The sequence below is a fragment of the Streptomyces olivoverticillatus genome (assembly GCF_014203555.1).
GTDB lineage: Bacteria > Actinomycetota > Actinomycetes > Streptomycetales > Streptomycetaceae > Streptomyces > Streptomyces olivoverticillatus.
The window spans coordinates 1,069,859-1,089,030 of sequence record NZ_JACHJH010000002.1; the positions used below are offsets into that span (position 1 = coordinate 1,069,859).

Genomic DNA, 19,172 nt, shown 5'->3' on the forward strand with positions numbered 1-19,172 from the left:
ATGGTGTTGTGAAATACGCGGGCGAGGCTCACCGAGGCCCCGCGGCCGACCCGGCCGCCGAGGGCGCGTCGCCGCTGCCCGCACGCGATGAGCACCGTGTCCACGACGAGCAGTCCGGCACCCGCAATCGCGTCGCCCGGTCCATCCTCGACCACGGCCCTTCCACCGCCGCCGAGCTCGCGCTGCGCCTGGAGCTCACCCAGGCGGCCGTCCGCCGCCACCTCGACGGCCTCGTCGCCGAGGGTGTCGTCGAGCCCCGCGAGAAGCGCGTCTACGGCGCCCGTACCCGCGGCCGCCCGGCCAAGATGTTCGCGCTCACCGACTGCGGCCGGGACGCCTTCGACCAGGCGTACGACAAGCTCGCCCAGGACGCCATGCGCTGGATCGCCGAGTCCGCGGGCGGCGGCGAGCGGGGCGAGGCCGCGGTCGCGGACTTCGCGCGGGCCCGGATGGCCGCCCAGGCCGAGGCCTACCGCGAGGCGCTGGACGCCGTGCCGCCGCAGGACCGCACGGAGGCCCTCGCCCGGGCATTGACCGCGGACGGGTACGCTGCTACGGCGCGTAGCGCACCGGTCGGCGAACAGCTCTGCCAGCACCACTGCCCGGTTGCCCATGTCGCCGAGCAGTTCCCGCAGCTGTGCGAGGCGGAGACCGAGGTCTTCTCCCGCCTGCTGGGGACTCATGTGCAGCGTCTTGCCACCATCGCCCACGGCGACGGCGTGTGCACGACGTTCATCCCCAAGAAGACCACCACCGCATCCACCAGCACGGCCGGGAGGAACCCCGCATGACTCTCCCCACGGAGACTGCCCACCCTGAGCTCGAGGGCCTGGGCACGTACGAATACGGCTGGGCCGACTCCGACGAGGCCGGTGCCGCGGCGAAGCGTGGCCTCTCCGAGGACGTCGTCCGTGACATCTCGGCCAAGAAGTCCGAGCCCGAGTGGATGCTCAAGCTCCGCCTCAAGGGCCTCCGGCTCTTCGACAAGAAGCCCATGCCGACCTGGGGCTCCGACCTGACCGGCATCGACTTCGACAACATCAAGTACTTCGTGCGTTCCACGGAGAAGCAGGCCGCCAGCTGGGAGGACCTGCCCGAGGACATCAAGAACACGTACGACAAGCTGGGTATCCCCGAGGCCGAGAAGCAGCGCCTGGTCGCCGGTGTCGCCGCGCAGTACGAGTCCGAGGTCGTCTACCACCAGATCCGCGAGGACCTGGAGGAGCAGGGCGTCATCTTCCTGGACACCGACACCGCGCTCAAGGAGCACCCGGAGATCTTCCAGGAGTACTTCGGCACGGTGATCCCCGTCGGCGACAACAAGTTCGCCTCGCTGAACACCGCCGTGTGGTCCGGTGGCTCCTTCATCTACGTCCCGAAGGGTGTCCACGTCGACATCCCGCTCCAGGCCTACTTCCGTATCAACACGGAGAACATGGGCCAGTTCGAGCGGACGCTGATCATCGTCGACGAGGACGCCTACGTCCACTACGTCGAGGGCTGCACCGCCCCGATCTACTCCTCCGACTCGCTGCACAGCGCCGTCGTGGAGATCATCGTCAAGAAGGGCGGCCGCTGCCGCTACACGACGATCCAGAACTGGTCGAACAACGTCTACAACCTGGTCACCAAGCGCGCCGTGGCCTACGAGGGCGCGACCATGGAGTGGGTCGACGGCAACATCGGCTCCAAGGTGACCATGAAGTACCCGGCTGTCTACCTGATGGGCGAGCACGCCAAGGGCGAGACCCTCTCCATCGCCTTCTCCGGCGAGGGCCAGCACCAGGACGCCGGCGCGAAGATGGTCCACATGGCGCCGAACACCTCCTCCAACATCGTCTCCAAGTCGGTGGCGCGAGGCGGCGGCCGGACCTCCTACCGGGGCCTGATCGAGATCGGCGAGGGCGCCCATGGCTCCAAGTCGAACGTGCTCTGCGATGCGCTGCTGGTGGACACCATCTCCCGCTCGGACACCTACCCCTACGTCGACGTCCGCGAGGACGACGTCTCCATGGGCCACGAGGCGACCGTCTCCAAGGTCAGCGACGACCAGCTCTTCTACCTGATGAGCCGCGGTCTGACGGAGTTCGAGGCCATGGCGATGATCGTGCGCGGCTTCGTCGAGCCGATCGCCCGTGAGCTGCCGATGGAGTACGCGCTGGAGCTCAACCGGCTGATCGAGCTGCAGATGGAAGGCGCGGTCGGCTGACGTCGGTCCCGCCACCCCCAACCGCAGCGAACCCTTTGTGACAGGAAGAGAGCACGACGACAGCCATGGCTGACAACACTCCCGCCGGCAGCACGACCGACGGCGCCATCCAGGTGGGCGGGCCCAAGCAGCCCATCGACGCGCGGGTCAGCGCCCCCGCCTCGTACGACGTGGCGGACTTCCCCGTGCCGCACGGCCGCGAGGAGGAGTGGCGGTTCACCCCGCTGGAGCGCCTGCGCGGTCTGCACGACGGCACGGCAGTGGCCACCGGCGCAGGTGTGAAGGTCGAGGTCGAGGCCCCCGAAGGCGTCACCGTGGAGACCGTCGGCCGGGACGACGCCCGGCTCGGCAAGGCGGGCAAGCCGGTCGACCGGGTCGCCGCCCAGGCCTACAGCTCCTTCGAGAAGGCCTCGGTCGTCTCGATCCCCAAGGAGACGCAGCTCACCGAGCCGGTGCGGATCTCCGTGCACGGCGAGGGCGGCGTCGCCTTCGGCCACCAGGTCGTGGAGGTCGGCGCCTTCTCCGAGGCCGTCGTCGTCCTCGACCACACCGGTGACGCCACGCTCGCCGCCAACGTCGAGTACCTGCTCGGCGACGGCGCCAAGCTCACCGTCGTCTCCGTCCAGGACTGGGACGCGAGCGCCGTGCACGCCGCGCAGCACACCGCGCTCGTCGGCCGCGACGCCTCCTTCAAGTCCGTGATCGTCACCTTCGGCGGCGACCTGGTCCGCCTCCACCCCCGGGTCGTCTACGGCGCCCCCGGCGGCGAGGCCGAGCTCTACGGTCTGTACTTCACCGACCGCGGCCAGCACCAGGAGCACCGCCTCTTCGTCGACCACGACACCCCGCACTGCCGCAGCAACGTCGCCTACAAGGGCGCGCTGCAGGGCAAGGACGCGCACGCCGTCTGGATCGGCGACGTGCTCATCCGCGCCGAGGCCGAGGGCACCGACACCTACGAGCTCAACCGCAACCTGGTGCTCACCGACGGCGCCCGGGTCGACTCGGTCCCCAACCTGGAGATCGAGACCGGTGAGATCGTCGGCGCCGGACACGCCTCGGCGACCGGCCGCTTCGAGGACGAGCAGCTGTTCTACCTGATGGCCCGCGGCATCCCCGCCGACGAGGCCCGCCGGCTGGTCGTCCGCGGCTTCTTCGCCGAGCTCGTCCAGCAGATCGGCCTGCCGGACGTCGAAGAGCGCCTCCTCGCCAAGATCGAGGCCGAGCTGGGGGCGTCGGTGGCATGAGCGAAACGACCTACGTCCGCGCTGCCGCGCTGAGCGAGCTGGAAGAGGACACCCCCAAGCGAGTCGAGCTCGACGGCACCCCCGTCGCCCTCGTCAAGACCGAGGGCGAGGTGTTCGCGGTCAACGACATCTGCTCGCACGCGAACGTCTCGCTGTCCGAGGGCGAGGTGGAGGACTGCGCCATCGAGTGCTGGCTGCACGGCTCCCGCTTCGACCTGCGCACCGGAAAGCCCTCCGGCCTCCCCGCCACGCGCCCCGTCCCCGTATACCCCGTCAAGATCGAAGGGGACGACGTGCTCGTCTCCGTCACCCAGGAGTCCTGAGTTCCCCATGGCAACGCTTGAGATCCACGACCTGCACGTCTCCGTCGAGGCCGAGAACGGCCCCCGGGAGATCCTGCGCGGCGTCGACCTGACCGTGAAGCAGGGCGAGACCCACGCCATCATGGGCCCCAACGGCTCCGGCAAGTCGACCCTGGCGTACTCCCTGGCCGGCCACCCCAAGTACACGATCACCGGCGGCACCGTCACCCTGGACGGCGAGAACGTCCTGGAGATGTCCGTCGACGAGCGCGCCCGCGCCGGCGTCTTCCTCGCCATGCAGTACCCGGTCGAGGTCCCCGGAGTCTCGGTCTCCAACTTCCTGCGCACCTCCGCCACCGCCGTCCGCGGCGAGGCCCCCAAGCTGCGCACCTGGGTGAAGGAGGTCAAGGGAGCCATGGAGCGTCTCCAGATGGACCCCGCCTTCGCCGAGCGCAACGTCAACGAGGGCTTCTCCGGCGGTGAGAAGAAGCGCCACGAGATCCTCCAGCTCGAGCTGCTCAAGCCGAAGATCGCCATCCTCGACGAGACCGACTCCGGCCTGGACGTCGACGCGCTGCGCATCGTCTCCGAGGGCGTCAACCGCGTCCGCGAGACCGGCGAGGTCGGCACCCTGCTGATCACGCACTACACGCGCATCCTGCGCTACATCAAGCCCGACTTCGTGCACGTCTTCGCGAACGGCCGCATCGCCGAGTCCGGCGGCGCCGAGCTCGCCGACAAGCTGGAGGAAGAGGGCTACGAGGCCTATGTGACGAAGGGTGGCGTAACGGCGTGACCATACTGCTGCCGGGCCTCCTCGACACCGACGCGATCCGCAAGGACTTCCCGATCCTGGACCGCGTGGTCCACGACGGGAAGAAGCTCGTCTACCTGGACAACGCGGCCACTTCCCAGAAGCCGCGCCAGGTCCTCGACGTGCTCAACGCGCACTACGAGCGGCACAACGCCAATGTCCACCGCGGCGTGCACGTGCTCGCCGAGGAGGCCACGGCGCTCTACGAGGGCGCCCGCGACAAGGTCGCCGCCTTCGTCAACGCCCCCAGCCGCGACGAGGTGATCTTCACCAAGAACGCCTCCGAGTCGCTCAACCTCGTGGCGAACATGCTCGCCTGGGCCGACGAGCCCTACCGGGTGGACCACGACACCGAGATCGTCATCACGGAGATGGAGCACCACTCCAACATCGTGCCGTGGCAGCTGCTCGCGCAGCGCTCGGGCGCGAAGCTGAAGTGGTTCGGCCTCACCGACGACGGCCGGCTCGACCTGTCCAACATCGAAGAGATCATCACCGAGAAGACCAAGGTCGTCTCCTTCGTGCTGGTCTCCAACATCCTGGGCACGGTCAACCCCGTCGAGGCGATCGTCCGCCGCGCCCAGGAGGTCGGTGCGCTCGTCGTCATCGACGCCTCCCAGGCCGCCCCGCACATGCCGCTGGACGTCCAGGCCCTGCAGGCCGACTTCGTGGCCTTCACCGGCCACAAGATGTGCGGCCCGGACGGCATCGGCGTCCTGTGGGGCCGCCAGGAGCTGCTGGAGGACCTCCCGCCGTTCCTCGGCGGCGGCGAGATGATCGAGACCGTCTCGATGCACTCCTCCACCTACGCCCCCGCGCCGCACAAGTTCGAGGCCGGTACGCCCCCGATCGCCCAGGCCGTCGGCCTCGGCGCGGCCGTGGACTACCTCACCTCGATCGGCATGGAGAACATCGCCCGGCACGAGCACGCGATCACGGAATACGCGATCCGCAGGCTCCAGGAGGTCCCCGACCTGCGCATCATCGGCCCCACCACGGCTGAGGACCGCGGCGCCGCCGTCTCCTTCACGCTCGGCGACATCCACCCGCACGACGTGGGCCAGGTCCTCGACGAGCAGGGCATCGCGGTCCGGGTGGGCCACCACTGCGCCCGCCCCGTCTGCCTGCGCTACGGAATTCCGGCGACCACGCGAGCGTCGTTCTACCTGTACTCCACCCCCGGCGAGGTCGACGCGCTGATCGAGGGCCTGGAGCACGTACGGAACTTCTTCGGGTGACGAGGGCTGACTGTGAAGCTTGATTCCATGTACCAGGACGTCATCCTGGACCACTACAAGAATCCGCACGGGCGCGGCCTGCGGGACGGCGATGCCGAAGTGCACCACGTCAACCCCACCTGCGGCGACGAGATCACACTGCGCGTGCGGCTCGCCGGCGAGACGATCGAGGACGTCTCCTACGAGGGCCAGGGCTGCTCCATCAGCCAGGCCAGCGCCTCCGTCCTCAACGAGTTGCTCGTCGGCAAGGACCTCGACGAGGCCCGCCGCATCCAGGAGACCTTCCTGGAGCTGATGCAGTCCAAGGGCCGCATCGAGCCGGACGACGCGATGGAGGAGGTGCTGGAGGACGCGGTCGCGTTCGCCGGCGTCTCCAAGTACCCGGCGCGCGTGAAGTGTGCTCTGCTGAGCTGGATGGCGTGGAAGGACGCGACGGCCAAAGCGCTGTCCGAAGGGAAGACCGCATGAGCGAGAACGCTGAGACCACCACCAAGCCGGCCACGGAGGAAGAGGTCCGCGAGGCCCTCTACGACGTGGTCGACCCCGAGCTGGGCATCGACGTCGTCAACCTCGGCCTCATCTACGGCATCCACATCGACGACGCGAACATCGCCACCCTCGACATGACCCTGACGTCCGCGGCCTGCCCGCTGACCGATGTCATCGAGGACCAGGCGAAGTCCGCCACCGAAGGCATCGTCAACGAACTGCGCATCAACTGGGTCTGGATGCCCCCGTGGGGCCCGGACAAGATCACCGACGAGGGCCGCGAGCAGCTCCGGGCGCTGGGCTTCAACGTCTGACGTTCCGACGTGGTCTGACGCGGCTTGACGCGGTCGCTTTCGGCGAGGCCCCCGGCATCATGCCGGGGGCCTTCGTTGTGTCCGCCGCCTCACAGGTTCGTCTTAAAGGCCGTCGGTGTACAGCAGCTTGTTGGGGGTGCCCGCGCCGCGCAGGCCCGTCAGGACGTTCTTGGTGGACCGGTCTTCCAGCCAGCCGGCGACCGCGGACGGGGACGCCGAGGGGTTCCGCTGCTTGTAGAGGGCCGCCACGCCCGCTACGTGCGGGGACGCCTGGGAGGTGCCGCTCTTGGTGACGGTGCCGCCGCCGTTCAGGGCCGAGGGGATGTCCTCGCCGGGGGCCGCGAGCTTGACGCACGAACCCCAGTTGCTGAAGGCCGACAGCTGGTCCAGCCGGTTGGTCGCCTCGACGGGCAGTGCGCCCTTCGCGCTCGCCGGGGAGTTCAGGCAGGCGTCGGCGTTGTCGTTGCCGGCCGCGACGACCGGGAGGATGCCCTTGGTGGCCACGGCGCTCACCGAGCTGTTCGTCGCGGGCGACAGGGGGCCGTTCACCGAGGCGTTGAGGACCGCGGGAGCCTGGGGGACGTTCGACGCCACCCAGTCCAGGCCGCTCACGAAGCGGGACGTCGGGGCGTCGCCGTTGCAGTCCAGGACGCGCACGCTGACCAGCGACGCCTTCCGGGCCACGCCGTGCTGCGCGCCGCCGACGATGCCCGCCACGTGCGTGCCGTGGCCGGTGCCCCCGGGGCAGTCCCGGCCGTCGCCCGAGGCGTCGACGAGGTCGACGCCCGGCTTGGCGCGGCCGCCGAACTCGGCGTGGGAGTAGTCGATGCCGGTGTCCACGATGAAGGCGGTCACGCCCTCACCCGTACCGGCGACGTCGAACTGCCCGTCCAGCGGCAGCTTCTTCTGGTCGATGCGGTCCAGGCCCCAGGCGTCCGTGATCTCCCGCGGCCACTGAGCCGACGGCCCCCGGGCCCGCGGCGCGTCCTGCGAGGCCTTGAACACCGCGTCCTCCTCGACGGACTCGACGTCGGGCGCCTTGCGCACGGCCTCCAGCTGCGCCGGCGTCAGCGTGGCCGCGAAGCCGTGGATGGCGTGCGAGTAGACGATGTCGGGGGTCACCCCCAGCCGGGACGCCAGCGACCGCGGGATCGCGGCGCCCTGGCGCAGGATCACGATGTAGTGCCCGGGTATGGAGTGCCCCGAGGTCTTGTGGAGCGGTGCCAGCGAGTGGCTCTTCACCGGGTCGGGCTCGGCCGAGGAGGCCGTAGCCGCCGCCAGTGGTGCCATCGGGGCCAGCGGGGCGAGGAAGATCAGCGCCGCGGTGGCATAGCGGGCGAGCCGTTTCATGTGCGGTTCCCGTTTCCGTCGTCGGTCGCTCGATGACGAGCCGTACTCACCTGGATACGTCCCGTAGGCGCCTCACACCACCGGCGGCGGGCCAAACGTGGCGCCGCGCGTCCGTCCGGTGGCCGGTTCGCCTTGAGGCACCGGCTGCGGTTAGGTTTTCGGGCATGACCGATGCTGTTGCCCCCCGTACCACCGGCGCCGTCGCCGCCGGCCTCGCCACGCTCGCCGCGGACGGTACCGTCCTCGACACCTGGTTCCCGGCCCCCGAACTCGGCCCGGCCCCCGGCCCGGCCGGCACCGAGACGCTCACCGCCGACCTGACCGCCGAGCTGCTCGGCGAGGCCGCCCTCAAGGCCGTCGGCCCGGACCCGCGCCGCGGTGTCAACGTGGTGGCCGTCCGCACGGTCATCGCCTCGCTCGACGACAAGCCGCTCGACGCGCACGATGCCTACCTGCGTCTGCACCTGCTCTCCCACCGCCTGGTCAAGCCGCACGGCCAGAACCTGGACGGCATCTTCGGCCTGCTCGCCAACGTCGCCTGGACGTCGCTCGGCCCCGTCGCCGTCGACCAGCTGGAGACCGTGCGTCTCAACGCCCGTGCCGAGGGCCTGCACCTGCAGGTGACCAGTGTCGACAAGTTCCCCCGCATGACCGACTACGTGGCCCCCTCCGGCGTCCGCATCGCCGACGCCGACCGGGTCCGCCTCGGCGCGCACCTCGCCCCCGGCACCACCGTCATGCACGAGGGCTTCGTCAACTTCAACGCCGGCACGCTGGGCACCTCCATGATCGAGGGCCGCATCAGCGCGGGCGTCGTCATCGGAGACGGCTCCGACATCGGCGGCGGCGCCTCCACCATGGGCACCCTCTCCGGCGGCGGCAAGCAGATCATCGCGATCGGCGAGCGCTGCCTGCTCGGCGCCGAGTCCGGCATCGGCATCGCGCTGGGCGACGAGTGCGTCGTCGAGGCCGGCCTGTACGTGACCGCGGGCACCCGGGTCACCCTGCCGGACGGCGAGATCGTCAAGGCACTGGAACTCTCCGGCGCCGACAACATCCTCTTCCGCCGCAACTCCACCACGGGCGCCGTCGAGGCCCGCCCGTACAAGAGCACGTGGGGCGGCCTGAACGAGGTCCTGCACAGCCACAACTGACCCTGCGGGGCCGCTTGCCTGCGGCCCCACAGCGTCGGGCTCGTCCTAGGCGGTGGCGGCTTCGTAGGCCGCCATGAGTGCCTTGGTGCGGGCCGGGTCCGCCGCCCGTAGGGGCGGGCGGACCCGGCCCGCCGGGAGGCCCAGGGTGCCCAGCAGTGCCTTTGCCGTGACCGTGCCCGGCAGGCCTGCGGCCATCATTTCCCGGACCAGCGGCAGCGCCCGCTGGTGGAGCGCCGTGGCCTCGGCGTTCGCGCCGCGGTCGAAGGTGTCGAGGACGGCCGCCAGCAGCGAGCCCGCCACGTTCGCGACCGTGCTGATGTAGCCGGTCCCGCCCACCGCCCGCAGCGGAAGGTTGAGTTCCTCGCAGCCGGAGTAGTAGGCGAGGTCCGTCTGTGCGATGACGTGCGAGCTGCCCAGCAGGTCGTACGCGCAGTCCTTCACCCCGGCGATGCGCGGGTGTTCGGCGAGGCGCAGCATCGTCTCGGGCTCGATGCGGGTGCCGGTGCGGCCGGGGATGTCGTACAGCATCACCGGCAGGCCGCTCGCGTCGGCGACGGTGCGGAAGTGCTCGGCGATGTCCTCCTGCGGCGGCTTGCTGTAGTACGGCGTCACCACCAGCACGCCGTGCGCGCCCGCCGTCTCGGCGGCGCGGGCCAGCGTGGCCGTGTGCCGGGTGTCGGCCGAGCCGATGCCCGCGGTGATCCGGGCCCGGTCCCCGACGGCCTCGACGACGGCCCTGATGAGCGCGGTCTTCTCCACGTCGCTCGTGGTGGGGGATTCGCCCGTGGTGCCGCTCAGCACGAGCCCGTCGCAGCCGCCGTGCGTGACGAGGTGGTCGGCGAGGCGCTGTGCGCCGTCGAGGTCGAGTCCCCCCTCGGAGGTGAAGGGGGTGACCATCGCGCAGAGGGTACGGCCGAAGGGGCTGGTGGACGGCATGCGTTCACACTCCGGAAGTGTGTATCGGGCTCATACGGACTCCATGAAGTCTGGGCCCCCTCGACCGTACAGGTCTATTTAATTGTTCTCGCTGAAATCGCTAAGAGTTGCTACGGCTTCCAGCGCAGCACCTGCGGGTCGTGGTCGCTGGCCTGGTCGGCGAACTCCGCGTTGATGTGCACGATGTCGTAATCCGGGCGGCTGATGTGACGGCTCGTCAGGATGTGGTCGAGCACCTGGGAGTTGCCCTGGTAGACGTAGCCGTAACGCTCCTTCTTCGGCAGTCGGCCGACCTGGTCGGTGAGTACGCCGCCCGACGTGAGGGTCTTCAGGGCGGACGAGAACTGGTAGTCGTTGAGGTCGCCGGCGACGATCACGTTGGCGTTCTTGTCGACCGCCAGGAGCTGCTTGACGAAGGTGTTGACGATCCGCGCCTGCTGGTTGCGCTGCACCTCGGAGGTGCGAGCCGGGGGCTGGATGCGGCTGTCGAGGCCCTGGTCGCCGCCCTTGGAGTTGAAGTGGTTGGCGACGACGAAGACGTCCTTGCCCCGGAAGGTGAACTGGCCCGCCAGCGGCTTGCGGCTGGTCTTCCAGGCCGCGTCGGCCGGCTGGACGCGGCCGGGGGAGGCGGACAGCTTCGCCTTGCCGCCCTCGCGCAGGACCCGCACCGGCGTGGTGGAGTCACCGCCGGGCGTGTCCGTGAAAGAGACGCGGGCGGGGTTGAAGAGGAAGGCCGTGCGGATGTTGCCGCCCGGCTGGCCGCCGTCCTGGTCGTTGACGGGGTTGATCTGCCGCCACTGGTAGGCCGGACCGCCGGCCGCCGCGATGGCGTCGGTGAGCTTCTTCAGCGTCTGCCCGGCGTCCACCACGCCGTCGTCTGTCGCGCCGTCGTCGTCCTGGACCTCCTCCAGGGCGACGATGTCGGGCGCGGCGAGGTTGTGCACCAGCGCGCCCGCCAGCCGGTCGAACTTGGCCTGCGGAGCCTTGGGGGAGAGGTTCTCCAGGTTGTAGGTGGCGACGGCCAGCTCGTCGTTCTTCTGCTTGCGGGTGCTCTCGCGGGCGAGCTTGTGGTCGGCGAGCGTGCCCAGTTCGGTGGCCTGGAGGGTGTAGCCGCCGAAGTTGTCGTAGTCCAGCGGGCCCGCGGTGGTGCCGGTCAGCTCGTCGCCGACGTTCGCGACCGGGAAGGGGCGCTGCTTGAAGGGGATCAGCGAGGCGACCTTCACCCGGGCGGAGTTCGGGTCGCGGTACGAGCCGTAGAGCGTCCCGCCGCGCGCGGTGCGGTCGTGGCGGGGGTCGGCGGTGACCCACAGCTCGTTGTGCGGGTTGGTGGGGCCGACGACGGGGGCGTTGTCGACGGAGACCCGCATGCCCTCCAGGGACTCGAAGTAGTCCAGGGCGTAACGGTCCGGCTTGAGCGGCAGCTTCTCGATGGAGCCGTGCACGTCCGGGGCGTAGCGGGCCGGGACGGCGGAGGGGCGCAGCTTGACGGCGGCGGGCAGGGCGTTGCCGGAGGACTGCACGGTCCAGGCGGCCTTGGTCAGCTGGGTGACCGACTGCAGGCCCGCGTCCTGTCCGCCCGGGTAGTACTCGCCGACCGTGCCGGAGACGAGTACGGAGTCGCCCGCGGCGACGGCCGGGGTGGTGGAGCCGGTGAAGACGAAGATGCCCTCGCTGGTGGCCGGGTTGTCGTCCGGGTTGGGGTCCTGGAACCAGAAGCCGCGGGCCGGGCCGAAGGCCTTGACGGCGGTGACGATGCCGGGGACGTCCTTCACCTGGTGTCCGGCGAGCGGGGATATCCGGGTGGTGCCCTGGATGTCGTGGATCCGCACGCCGGTGCCTTCGGCGCTCGCGGACTGGGCGGGGGCGAGCAGTCCGGCCGCGAGCGCGACGGCTATGACGGCGCCGGTGGACGCGGAGCGTCTGTGCGGGGTGGGACGGCTAGTGGGCACGGAAGCCTCCGGGTGGAGTGGTGGGACCTGCATGGGGGTGGTGCGTGAAGGTGCTGTGCTTTGGTGCGATCCGCCGAAAACGTACGGTGCGTTTCGGCTGAATGATCTACGCGCGTCAATCTCTTGCGTGTCCATGGCAGTTGTCAAGGGCCCGTGGGTATACGGCGGGCGACGGATTCGTGAACCGGGTGGCAGGGGACGAAACACGTCTAGGCTTGGGCCGTGCGTCACTGATCCACCACGCCCGGCGTGCGCCGCCAACGAGGAGATGACCCCCCTGATGTCCGGAGACCGTCCGACCATGCCGCCGGTGCGGCTGCCCTCCGATGCGGAGCTCGCGCGGGACGCGCTGTCCGCACCGCTGTTCGCCCGCGCCGTGAAGCTCGCCCGCTGGGCCGGTGAGGGCATGCCGGTCGGCATCGACGGCGGTCTGCTCGCCGATCAACTGGCCACGGCCGCGGGCCTGCTGGAGCTGGCGGACGACGAGGACGGGCCGGCCTACGCCGCCGAGGCGTGGCAGCTCGCGCTGGACACCGGCCTGGTCGAGTTCACCGAGCATGAGGAGGAAGAGGGGGAGGGCGCGGAGGCCGAGGGGCCGGCGGGAACGGCCGCGGCGGGCGAGGAGCTGGCCGTGCTCACCTCCGGCAGCCCGCAGGACGTCCTGGAGCTGTGGCTGGCCGGCCTGGAGACCGTCCTGGCCGACGCCGCCGCGCCGGACCTGAGCGAACTCGCCGACCAGCTCACCTCGGTCGAGGGCGAGCTCGACATCGACGCGCTCGACTGGAACCCGGAGGAGGAGGCGGACTTCCTCGACGGCGTCCTCGGCAACCTCTACTTGCTGACCGCCGTGGGCGAGGGTTCGACGGAGCGGCCCGTGCCGCTTCCCGCGCTCGCCGCCTCCATGATCGTCCCGGACGACATGGACGAGCCGACGGACGACGTCCTCGAAGAGGTCTCGGACGCGATGATGCGCCTGGACGACCAGTTCCGGGTGCTCGCGCCGACCGGCCTGCTGGCCTACCAGCCCGTCGACGAGGCGCTCATCGAGGAGGTCGACGGCGAGGGCCACATCCGCGAGTCCGTCGACGGGGTGATCTCCGACGTGCCGGAGGAGGAGGACGTCACCCGCTACGGCATGGTGGCCCTCACCCCGCTCGGCCTCTTCGCGGTCCGCGCCCGGATGCTGGACGCGGGCATCGACGTGCCGCTGGTCGGCGACCTCGCCGACAAGGGGGCGGACGCCCTGCTCGACGCGCTGCCCGGACACCCCGCGCCCGCGGCCCACGCCGAGACGGAGCTGTGGCTGGGGCGGCGGGCGCCGCTGGACGCCGCCCGCGAGCTGCTGGCCGCGGCGCGCGGCGACGACGAGGACGCCCCCGGGCGGCGCCTGGTGTGCCAGCAGGCGCTCTCGCTGCTGGGATCCGAGGCGGAGCCCGCGCTGCGCGAGGTCCTCGACGACCCCCAGCTGGGCGGGCTGGCGCGGGTGTGGCTGGCCGAGCACGGCGCCACGGACGTCCCCGAGCCGGGGGAGGCCATGGTGTTCTGGCTGACCATCGACACGATCGCGGCACAACTGGCGGGCGAGGGCGACTCGGAGGAGCTGCGCGAGCTGGTGGAGGGCCTGGTCGGCGGGCACAGCGGCTTCTTCGACTCGGCGTGGCGCTGCGACCACCCGGCCACCGCGGACGTCCTGGAGGCGATGGGACGGCTGCACCCGGACAAGAAGGTGGCCAAGCAGGCGCGCAAGGCGGCCTTCAAGGCGCGCTCGCGCGCCTGAGGGACTTCACGGATCCCCCGTGGCCGTACGGGCCGGCAGCGCCCGGCCCGTATGGCGCGGGAGGGTTACAGCGACTGGGCCGCGGGCTGCACCAGGTCGCGCACGGTCTTCGCCTTGACGTAGTCACCCATGGCCGTCATCTCCCACTCGCCGGTGTACTGGCGGATGAACTTGCACATGAGCACGCCCGTCGTGGACTCGGAGCCGGTGAGGTCGAAGCGGACGAGCTCCTCGCCGGTCTGGGCGTCCAGCAGGCGGCAGTAGGCCTTGGCGACCTCCGTGAACTTCTGGCCGTTGAACGAACTGACCGTGAAGACCAGGCCCGTGACCTCCGGCGGCAGCCCGCCCAGGTGGACGGTGATGGACTCGTCGTCGCCGGAGCCCTCGCCGGTGAGGTTGTCGCCGGAGTGCTGGACGGTGCCGTTCAGGATCATCAGGCGGCCGAAGTAGCAGGCGTCGATCATGTTGCGGTCGGGGCCGAAGGCGATGACCGAGGCGTCGAGGTCGATGGCGCGGCTGCTGTAGGCGGGCTCCCAGCCCAGGCCCATCGTCACCGAGCGGGTCAGCGGCCGGCCACCCTTGACGAGCGACACCGTCTGGTTCTTCTGCAGGCTCACCCGGCCCTTGTCCAGGCTGATCTTCCCGGCGGCGGGGGGAGCGGCAGGCGGGGGCGGCACCGCGGGCGCGGCAGGCATCGCGGGTGCAGCAGCAGGCATCGCGGGCGCGGCAGGGATGGCAGGGGCAGCCATCGGAGCTGCGGGCACGGGGGCCGCCGCGGGCTCCTCGACGCTCACCCCGAAGTCCGTGGCGATCCCGGCCAGCCCGTTCGCATAACCCTGGCCGACCGCGCGGACCTTCCACGCGCCGTTGCGCCGGTAGACCTCCACGATCACCAGTGCCGTCTCCGTGGCCAGCCGGGGCGGCGTGAAGGTGGCGAGCACCGCGCCGTCGTCCGCGCCGCGCACGGTCGCGGTGGGCTCGATCCCCGCGAAGGTGGCGCCCTGGGCGTCCGGGCTGGCCGTGACCACGATCTTCTCGATGTCCTCCGGGACGGCCGAGGTGTCGACGGTGATCGCGTCGGGCGAGGCGCCGCTCGCGGCGCGGTGCGCGACGCCGGGGCCGCTGGGCTGGTTGTAGAAGACGAAGTCGGCGTCGGAGCGCACCTTGCCGTCGGCGGTGAGCAGCAGGCCCGAGACGTCGAGCCGCACCGGAGCGGTGACGTCCACCGTCACACGGGTGACGGAGAGCGGGATGTTCGAGCCAGGTGTCATAGCGGTCATGCCCCGGATAACGAGCGGTCCGGCTTTACGGTTCCATGACCGGAAGGCCGAATCCGCCCCGGGGTATTCGAACACGGAGTGCCGCGCTCACCTCGGCGCGACGAACCCGCACTCGTACGCGGCGATGACCGCCTGCGTGCGGTCCCGCACACCCAGCTTGGCCAGCACGCTCGCCACATGCGTCTTGACCGTCGCCGGGCCCAGCATGAGCCGCTGGGCGATCTCCGCGTTCGACAGGCCCTTCGTCATCAGCCGCAGCACCTCCGCCTCCCGCTCCGACAGCCGCGCTTGGAGCCCCGCCGCCCCCGCCTGCGGCGTGCCCCGCCCGGCGTGGGCCGCGGCCAGCTCCCGCACCGCCGCGGGGAAGAGCAGCGAGTCGCTGTGCGCCATCATCCGTACGGCCTGCACGAGTTCGTCGGCGCCCGAGCGCTTGAGCAGGAAGCCCCGCGCGCCCACCCGCAGCGCGTCGTAGACGTAGCTGTCGTTCTCGAAGGTGGTGACGACGATGATGCGCGGCGGGGGGTCGACCCCGGCCAGGATCTGCTCGGTGGCGCGGATGCCGTCGACGTCCGGCATCCGCACGTCCATCAGCACGATGTCGGGGCGCAGGGCGCGGACGAGCGACACCGCCTCGGCGCCCGTCGTGGCCTCGCCGACCACCTCCAGGTCCGCTTCGGCGCCGAGGATGGCGCGCAGGGCGGTGCGTACGAGGTGCTCGTCGTCGGCGAGGACGATCCGTATCGGCGTGTCCGTCATCTCGCTCCGCCTCCCAGGGGCAGCCGTACCGACAGCCGCCACACGCCGTCCCGTTCGCCCCAGTCGCTGTCGCCGCGCAGCAGCCGGGCGCGCTCGGCGATGCCGCGCAGCCCGTGCCCGCCGCCGGTCCGGCGCGCGGAGCCGGCGACGGCCGGGGGTTCCGTGCCGAGGGGGTTCTCCACAGTGACCTCCAAGTCCTCTTGACGTACGGCGATGTCCAGCTGCACCGGTACCCGTCCCGCGTGGCGCAGCGCGTTGCCGAGTCCTTCCTGCACGATCCGGTAGGCCTCGCGGGAGACGACCGGCGGTATCCGGTCCAGCGCGGTGCCGGTCGTGAAAGTGACGGTGCCGCCCGCCGCGCGGGTACGGGCCAGCAGCGCGTCCAGATCGCAGAGGGTCGGCGCGGGGGCGGTGGACGCGGTGCCGTCCTCGCGCAGCAGCCCCAGCACCGTGTCGAGTTCGCCCACCGCATCGCGCGTCGTCTCCTCGATGGCCAGCAGGGCCTGCCGGGCGAAGGCCGGGTCGCTGTCGAGGACCCTGCGCGCGGCACCGGCCTGCAAGGTCACCGCGCTCAGGGCGTGCCCCACCGAGTCGTGCAGCTCGCGGGCCAGCCTGTTGCGCAACGCCAGCCGCATGGCGTGCTGTTCGGCGGCCGCGAGCCGGTCGGCGGCCGTCGGGCCCAGAAGGACGGGCGCACAGCGGGCCAGCAGCGCACCGGCCGCCCACGAGACGGCCACGACCAGCCCGAACAGCGCCAGGCCGCAGAACGGCGCCAGCAGCTGCCGCGACCCGGCGAAGAACTGGACCCAGCCCGCCTCCTTCAGGCGCTCGGACGAGCGGATGAGCGGCAGGATCAGCAGCATCAGGGCCGCGGGCGGTGCCGCCAGCGAGATGCCGCTGACGACGCCGCCGACCCCCAGGTGCAGGGTGTACCAGGCGGCCGCGCGGCCGCGCGCGGCCCAGGACTCGGCGGGGCCGGAGGCCAGCTCGGCACCGGGGATGTCGCACAACGCCCGTGCGGCGGTGACCTCCAGGGGCCGGGTCATGGGCGACAGCGCCGTGATCGCCGCGGGCACGAGCGCCATCAGGGGGGTGGCGATCTGCCAGGTCACCGTGGGGAGGGCGAACACGTTCCCGGTGGGCACGAAGAACGACACGAGCACATTGGCCAGCAGGTAGTACGGCATCAACAGTGCGCCGCCCAGCAGCAGATGCGTCCACCGCGTCAGCGCCTGCCGCCGGCGTGCGCCCGTCACCGGGCACCGGCGGGGACGCGCGGGCGCGCGGCGCGCGGGGCCGCCTGGCAGGTACCGGACATCATTCGCCCAGCGTAGGCGACGGACGCTGGCGGGCACGCGGCGCCGTGGGCCCGTCGCATCCCGGACTTCGGGGGCGGAGGCTGTCTCGTACGGCTCATACGCACAGCCTCCCGTCCGGCGCCGCCCCGCGCCTCGGCCCGTACGGCGAACCGTCTCCGCCGTACGGCGGAGACGCCTCTCGTCCTCGCGCCAGACGCGATCGCCGCGGCCTCCGCCTCAAGGATCTCCGCGCAGCTCAGCGGCCGCGCCGTGCCACGATCTGGAGCCGCACGTTCGTGCCCCCGTGCAGCGTGGGCGTGACGTCCTGCCGTTCCTCCGCCACCGCGAAGCCGTGCCGCTCCAGCAGCGCGTGGAAGTCCTCCGGCCGCTGGTGCACGAACACCCCGCCGTCGGGCATGCGGAACGTGCCGTACACCCCGGTCTCCGCCTCACCCGTGCGGTAGCGCTCGATGCTGGCCTCGTCGGTCTGCAGCGGCACGTCGCTGACGTACAGCACCCCGCCCGGACGCACCAGCCGCGCCAGCTCCGCGACCGCACGCTCGCGCTCCTCCTCCTGCGGGACGGACGTCAGCACGGCGAAGAGCAGGGCCGCGTCGAACGACGCCTCCGCGAAGGGCAGCGGCAGCGACTCGGCACGGGTGATGCGCAGCCCCGGGTTCTCCTTGCGGCACCGGGCGACGAGCGCCGCCGACGGCTCCACACCCTGCACGTCCGCGTGGCCCAGCGCGTCGAGCTCCGCCAGCAGCCGTCCGTAGCCGCAGCCGTAGTCCAGCACCCGTGCGTTCAGGGGGACATGGAGGGAGAGCAGCTCCCGGTCGAGCGCGTGCGTGAAGGTGCGGTCCGCACCGGTGGTCTCCCAGTAGCCGTCCGTGCCGGCGGAGTGCGTCATGGCCGTACGGTACGCCGCGGTGCTACCGGTAGCGGCGCCGCACCCGCATAGTGAGGAAATGACGAGTATAAGCGCGAGTGAGGGATGTGAAAAGGGGCTTGCCCCCGGGCACTTCGCCCCCGAGACCGCCTATCTCGACACCGCCTCCGCCGGGTTGCCGCCCGCAGAGGCCGTCACCGCCATCACCTCGGCCCTGACGGCCGCCTCCCGCGGCACGGCCACCGTCGGCGGCTACTTCGAGGCCGCCGCCGACGCCCGCGCCCGCTTCGCCCGCCTGGTGGGAGTGGCGCCCGGCCGGGTCGCGATCTCCGCATCGGCCGCTGTGCACACTGGCCTGATCGCCCAGTCCCTGCCCGCCGGATCCGAAGTCCTCGTCGCCGACGGCGACTTCGCCTCCCTCGTCAACCCCTTCCACGTCCGGCCGGACCTGCGGGTGCGCACCGTCCCGCTGGAGCGGCTCGCCGACGGCGTCCGGCCCGGCACCGCCCTCGTCGCCGTCAGCGCCGTCCAGTCCGCCGACGGGCGGCTCGCCGACCTCGACCGGATCGCGGCCGCCGCCCGTGCCCACGGCGCCCGCACCCTCGTCGACGCCAGCCAGTCCGCCGGCTGGCTGCCCCTCGACGCCGGGGCGTACGACTTCACCCTCGTCGTGGGCTACAAGTGGCTGCTCGCCCCCAAGGGCACCTCCTTCCTCGTCGTCCCCGAGGACCTCGGCGGGCTCACCCCCGTCTTCGCAGGCTGGGTCGCGGGCGAGGACCCCTGGGGCAGCTGCTACGGGCAGGTGACCCGCCTCGCGGACTGCGCGCGCCGCTTCGACGAGACGCCCGCCTTCTTCTCCTACGTGGGCGCCCGGCACTCCCTCGCCCTCGTCGAGGAGCTCGGCGTCGAGCGCATCGGCCGCCACGACGTCGCCCTCGCCGACCGCTTCCGCGCGGGGCTCGCGGACCTCGGCCGCACGCCCGTACCGGCCCCCGGCTCCGCGATCGTCGCCGTCCCCGGGCTCGGCACCGCCGCCGGGCGGCTGGCGGCAGCGGGCGTACGCGTCAGCAGCCGGGCCGGCGGCCTGCGCGCCGCCTTCCACCTCTACAACACCGCCGCTGACGTGGACCGGCTCCTGGAGGTGATCGCCGGCACCTGACGGCGGGCTCG

The 19,172-nt window shown here is 71.4% G+C and carries 18 protein-coding genes; 11 read left to right on the plus strand and 7 right to left on the minus strand.

The window, feature by feature from the left end; translation table 11 throughout:
- Positions 1–8: 8 nt before the first annotated feature.
- The 8 genes from FHS39_RS10190 to FHS39_RS10225 all read left to right on the plus strand — a co-directional run bounded on the left by FHS39_RS10190 (position 9) and on the right by FHS39_RS10225 (position 6,613).
- On the plus strand, positions 9–791 hold the full coding sequence (locus FHS39_RS10190; RefSeq protein ID WP_184348528.1) for an ArsR family transcriptional regulator: 783 nt from the start codon (positions 9–11) through the stop codon (positions 789–791).
- A complete protein-coding gene (gene sufB / locus FHS39_RS10195; RefSeq protein ID WP_045932607.1) occupies positions 788–2,209 on the plus strand; it encodes a Fe-S cluster assembly protein SufB in 1,422 nt (473 codons plus the stop codon). Before FHS39_RS10190 ends, sufB begins: the two co-directional genes overlap by 4 nt.
- A gap of 65 nt (positions 2,210–2,274) precedes the next feature.
- Complete coding sequence (gene sufD / locus FHS39_RS10200) at positions 2,275–3,456, plus strand: Fe-S cluster assembly protein SufD (protein WP_184348531.1); 1,182 nt, start codon at positions 2,275–2,277, stop codon at positions 3,454–3,456.
- On the plus strand, positions 3,453–3,779 hold the full coding sequence (locus FHS39_RS10205) for a non-heme iron oxygenase ferredoxin subunit (RefSeq protein WP_045932605.1): 327 nt from the start codon (positions 3,453–3,455) through the stop codon (positions 3,777–3,779). The genes sufD and FHS39_RS10205 overlap by 4 nt, the downstream gene beginning before the upstream one ends.
- A gap of 7 nt (positions 3,780–3,786) precedes the next feature.
- Entirely contained in the window at positions 3,787–4,554 is a 768-nt protein-coding gene (sufC, locus tag FHS39_RS10210; protein ID WP_045932604.1) for a Fe-S cluster assembly ATPase SufC, read from the plus strand.
- 2 nt (positions 4,555–4,556) lie between these two features.
- Positions 4,557–5,810, plus strand: a complete 1,254-nt coding sequence (locus FHS39_RS10215; protein WP_045932616.1) for a cysteine desulfurase — start codon at positions 4,557–4,559, stop codon at positions 5,808–5,810.
- 12 nt (positions 5,811–5,822) lie between these two features.
- Entirely contained in the window at positions 5,823–6,278 is a 456-nt protein-coding gene (gene sufU, locus FHS39_RS10220; RefSeq protein WP_078847704.1) for a Fe-S cluster assembly sulfur transfer protein SufU, read from the plus strand.
- A complete protein-coding gene (locus FHS39_RS10225) occupies positions 6,275–6,613 on the plus strand; it encodes a metal-sulfur cluster assembly factor (RefSeq protein WP_045932602.1) in 339 nt (112 codons plus the stop codon). The genes sufU and FHS39_RS10225 overlap by 4 nt, the downstream gene beginning before the upstream one ends.
- 102 nt (positions 6,614–6,715) lie before the next feature.
- Here the strand turns inward: FHS39_RS10225 and FHS39_RS10230 are convergent, their stop codons facing one another.
- Positions 6,716–7,963 carry a S8 family peptidase gene (locus FHS39_RS10230; RefSeq protein WP_184348533.1) on the minus strand — a complete coding sequence of 416 codons (1,248 nt, stop codon included), beginning with the start codon at positions 7,961–7,963 and terminating at the stop codon, positions 6,716–6,718.
- Between the two features lie 164 nt (positions 7,964–8,127).
- Here FHS39_RS10230 and dapD point away from each other — a divergent pair, with 164 nt between their 5' ends.
- Entirely contained in the window at positions 8,128–9,117 is a 990-nt protein-coding gene (gene dapD, locus FHS39_RS10235; RefSeq protein WP_184348535.1) for a 2,3,4,5-tetrahydropyridine-2,6-dicarboxylate N-succinyltransferase, read from the plus strand.
- A gap of 45 nt (positions 9,118–9,162) precedes the next feature.
- Here dapD and dapA read toward each other — a convergent pair whose 3' ends face one another.
- Positions 9,163–10,053, minus strand: coding sequence for a 4-hydroxy-tetrahydrodipicolinate synthase (gene dapA / locus FHS39_RS10240; RefSeq protein ID WP_184348537.1), 891 nt, complete (start codon positions 10,051–10,053; stop codon positions 9,163–9,165).
- A 110-nt stretch (positions 10,054–10,163) separates the two neighbouring features.
- On the minus strand, positions 10,164–12,035 hold the full coding sequence (locus FHS39_RS10245) for an endonuclease/exonuclease/phosphatase family protein (protein WP_184348539.1): 1,872 nt from the start codon (positions 12,033–12,035) through the stop codon (positions 10,164–10,166).
- Between the two features lie 247 nt (positions 12,036–12,282).
- Here FHS39_RS10245 and FHS39_RS10250 point away from each other — a divergent pair, with 247 nt between their 5' ends.
- Positions 12,283–13,779: a hypothetical protein gene (locus FHS39_RS10250; RefSeq protein ID WP_184348541.1), complete on the plus strand. Its 1,497-nt coding sequence runs from the start codon at positions 12,283–12,285 to the stop codon at positions 13,777–13,779.
- Positions 13,780–13,844: 65 nt separating this feature from the next.
- Here FHS39_RS10250 and FHS39_RS10255 read toward each other — a convergent pair whose 3' ends face one another.
- From FHS39_RS10255 to FHS39_RS10270, 4 genes are all read right to left on the minus strand, one after another.
- Positions 13,845–15,050, minus strand: a complete 1,206-nt coding sequence (locus FHS39_RS10255) for a TerD family protein (protein ID WP_184348864.1) — start codon at positions 15,048–15,050, stop codon at positions 13,845–13,847.
- Between the two features lie 96 nt (positions 15,051–15,146).
- Positions 15,147–15,815: a response regulator transcription factor gene (locus tag FHS39_RS10260; protein ID WP_184348543.1), complete on the minus strand. Its 669-nt coding sequence runs from the start codon at positions 15,813–15,815 to the stop codon at positions 15,147–15,149.
- Positions 15,812–17,071 carry a sensor histidine kinase gene (locus FHS39_RS10265; protein WP_343069472.1) on the minus strand — a complete coding sequence of 420 codons (1,260 nt, stop codon included), beginning with the start codon at positions 17,069–17,071 and terminating at the stop codon, positions 15,812–15,814. The genes FHS39_RS10260 and FHS39_RS10265 overlap by 4 nt, the downstream gene beginning before the upstream one ends.
- A gap of 298 nt (positions 17,072–17,369) precedes the next feature.
- Positions 17,370–18,023: a class I SAM-dependent methyltransferase gene (locus FHS39_RS10270; protein ID WP_184348545.1), complete on the minus strand. Its 654-nt coding sequence runs from the start codon at positions 18,021–18,023 to the stop codon at positions 17,370–17,372.
- A gap of 58 nt (positions 18,024–18,081) precedes the next feature.
- Here FHS39_RS10270 and FHS39_RS10275 point away from each other — a divergent pair, with 58 nt between their 5' ends.
- Entirely contained in the window at positions 18,082–19,161 is a 1,080-nt protein-coding gene (locus FHS39_RS10275) for an aminotransferase class V-fold PLP-dependent enzyme (protein ID WP_184348547.1), read from the plus strand.
- Positions 19,162–19,172: the final 11 nt, after the last annotated feature.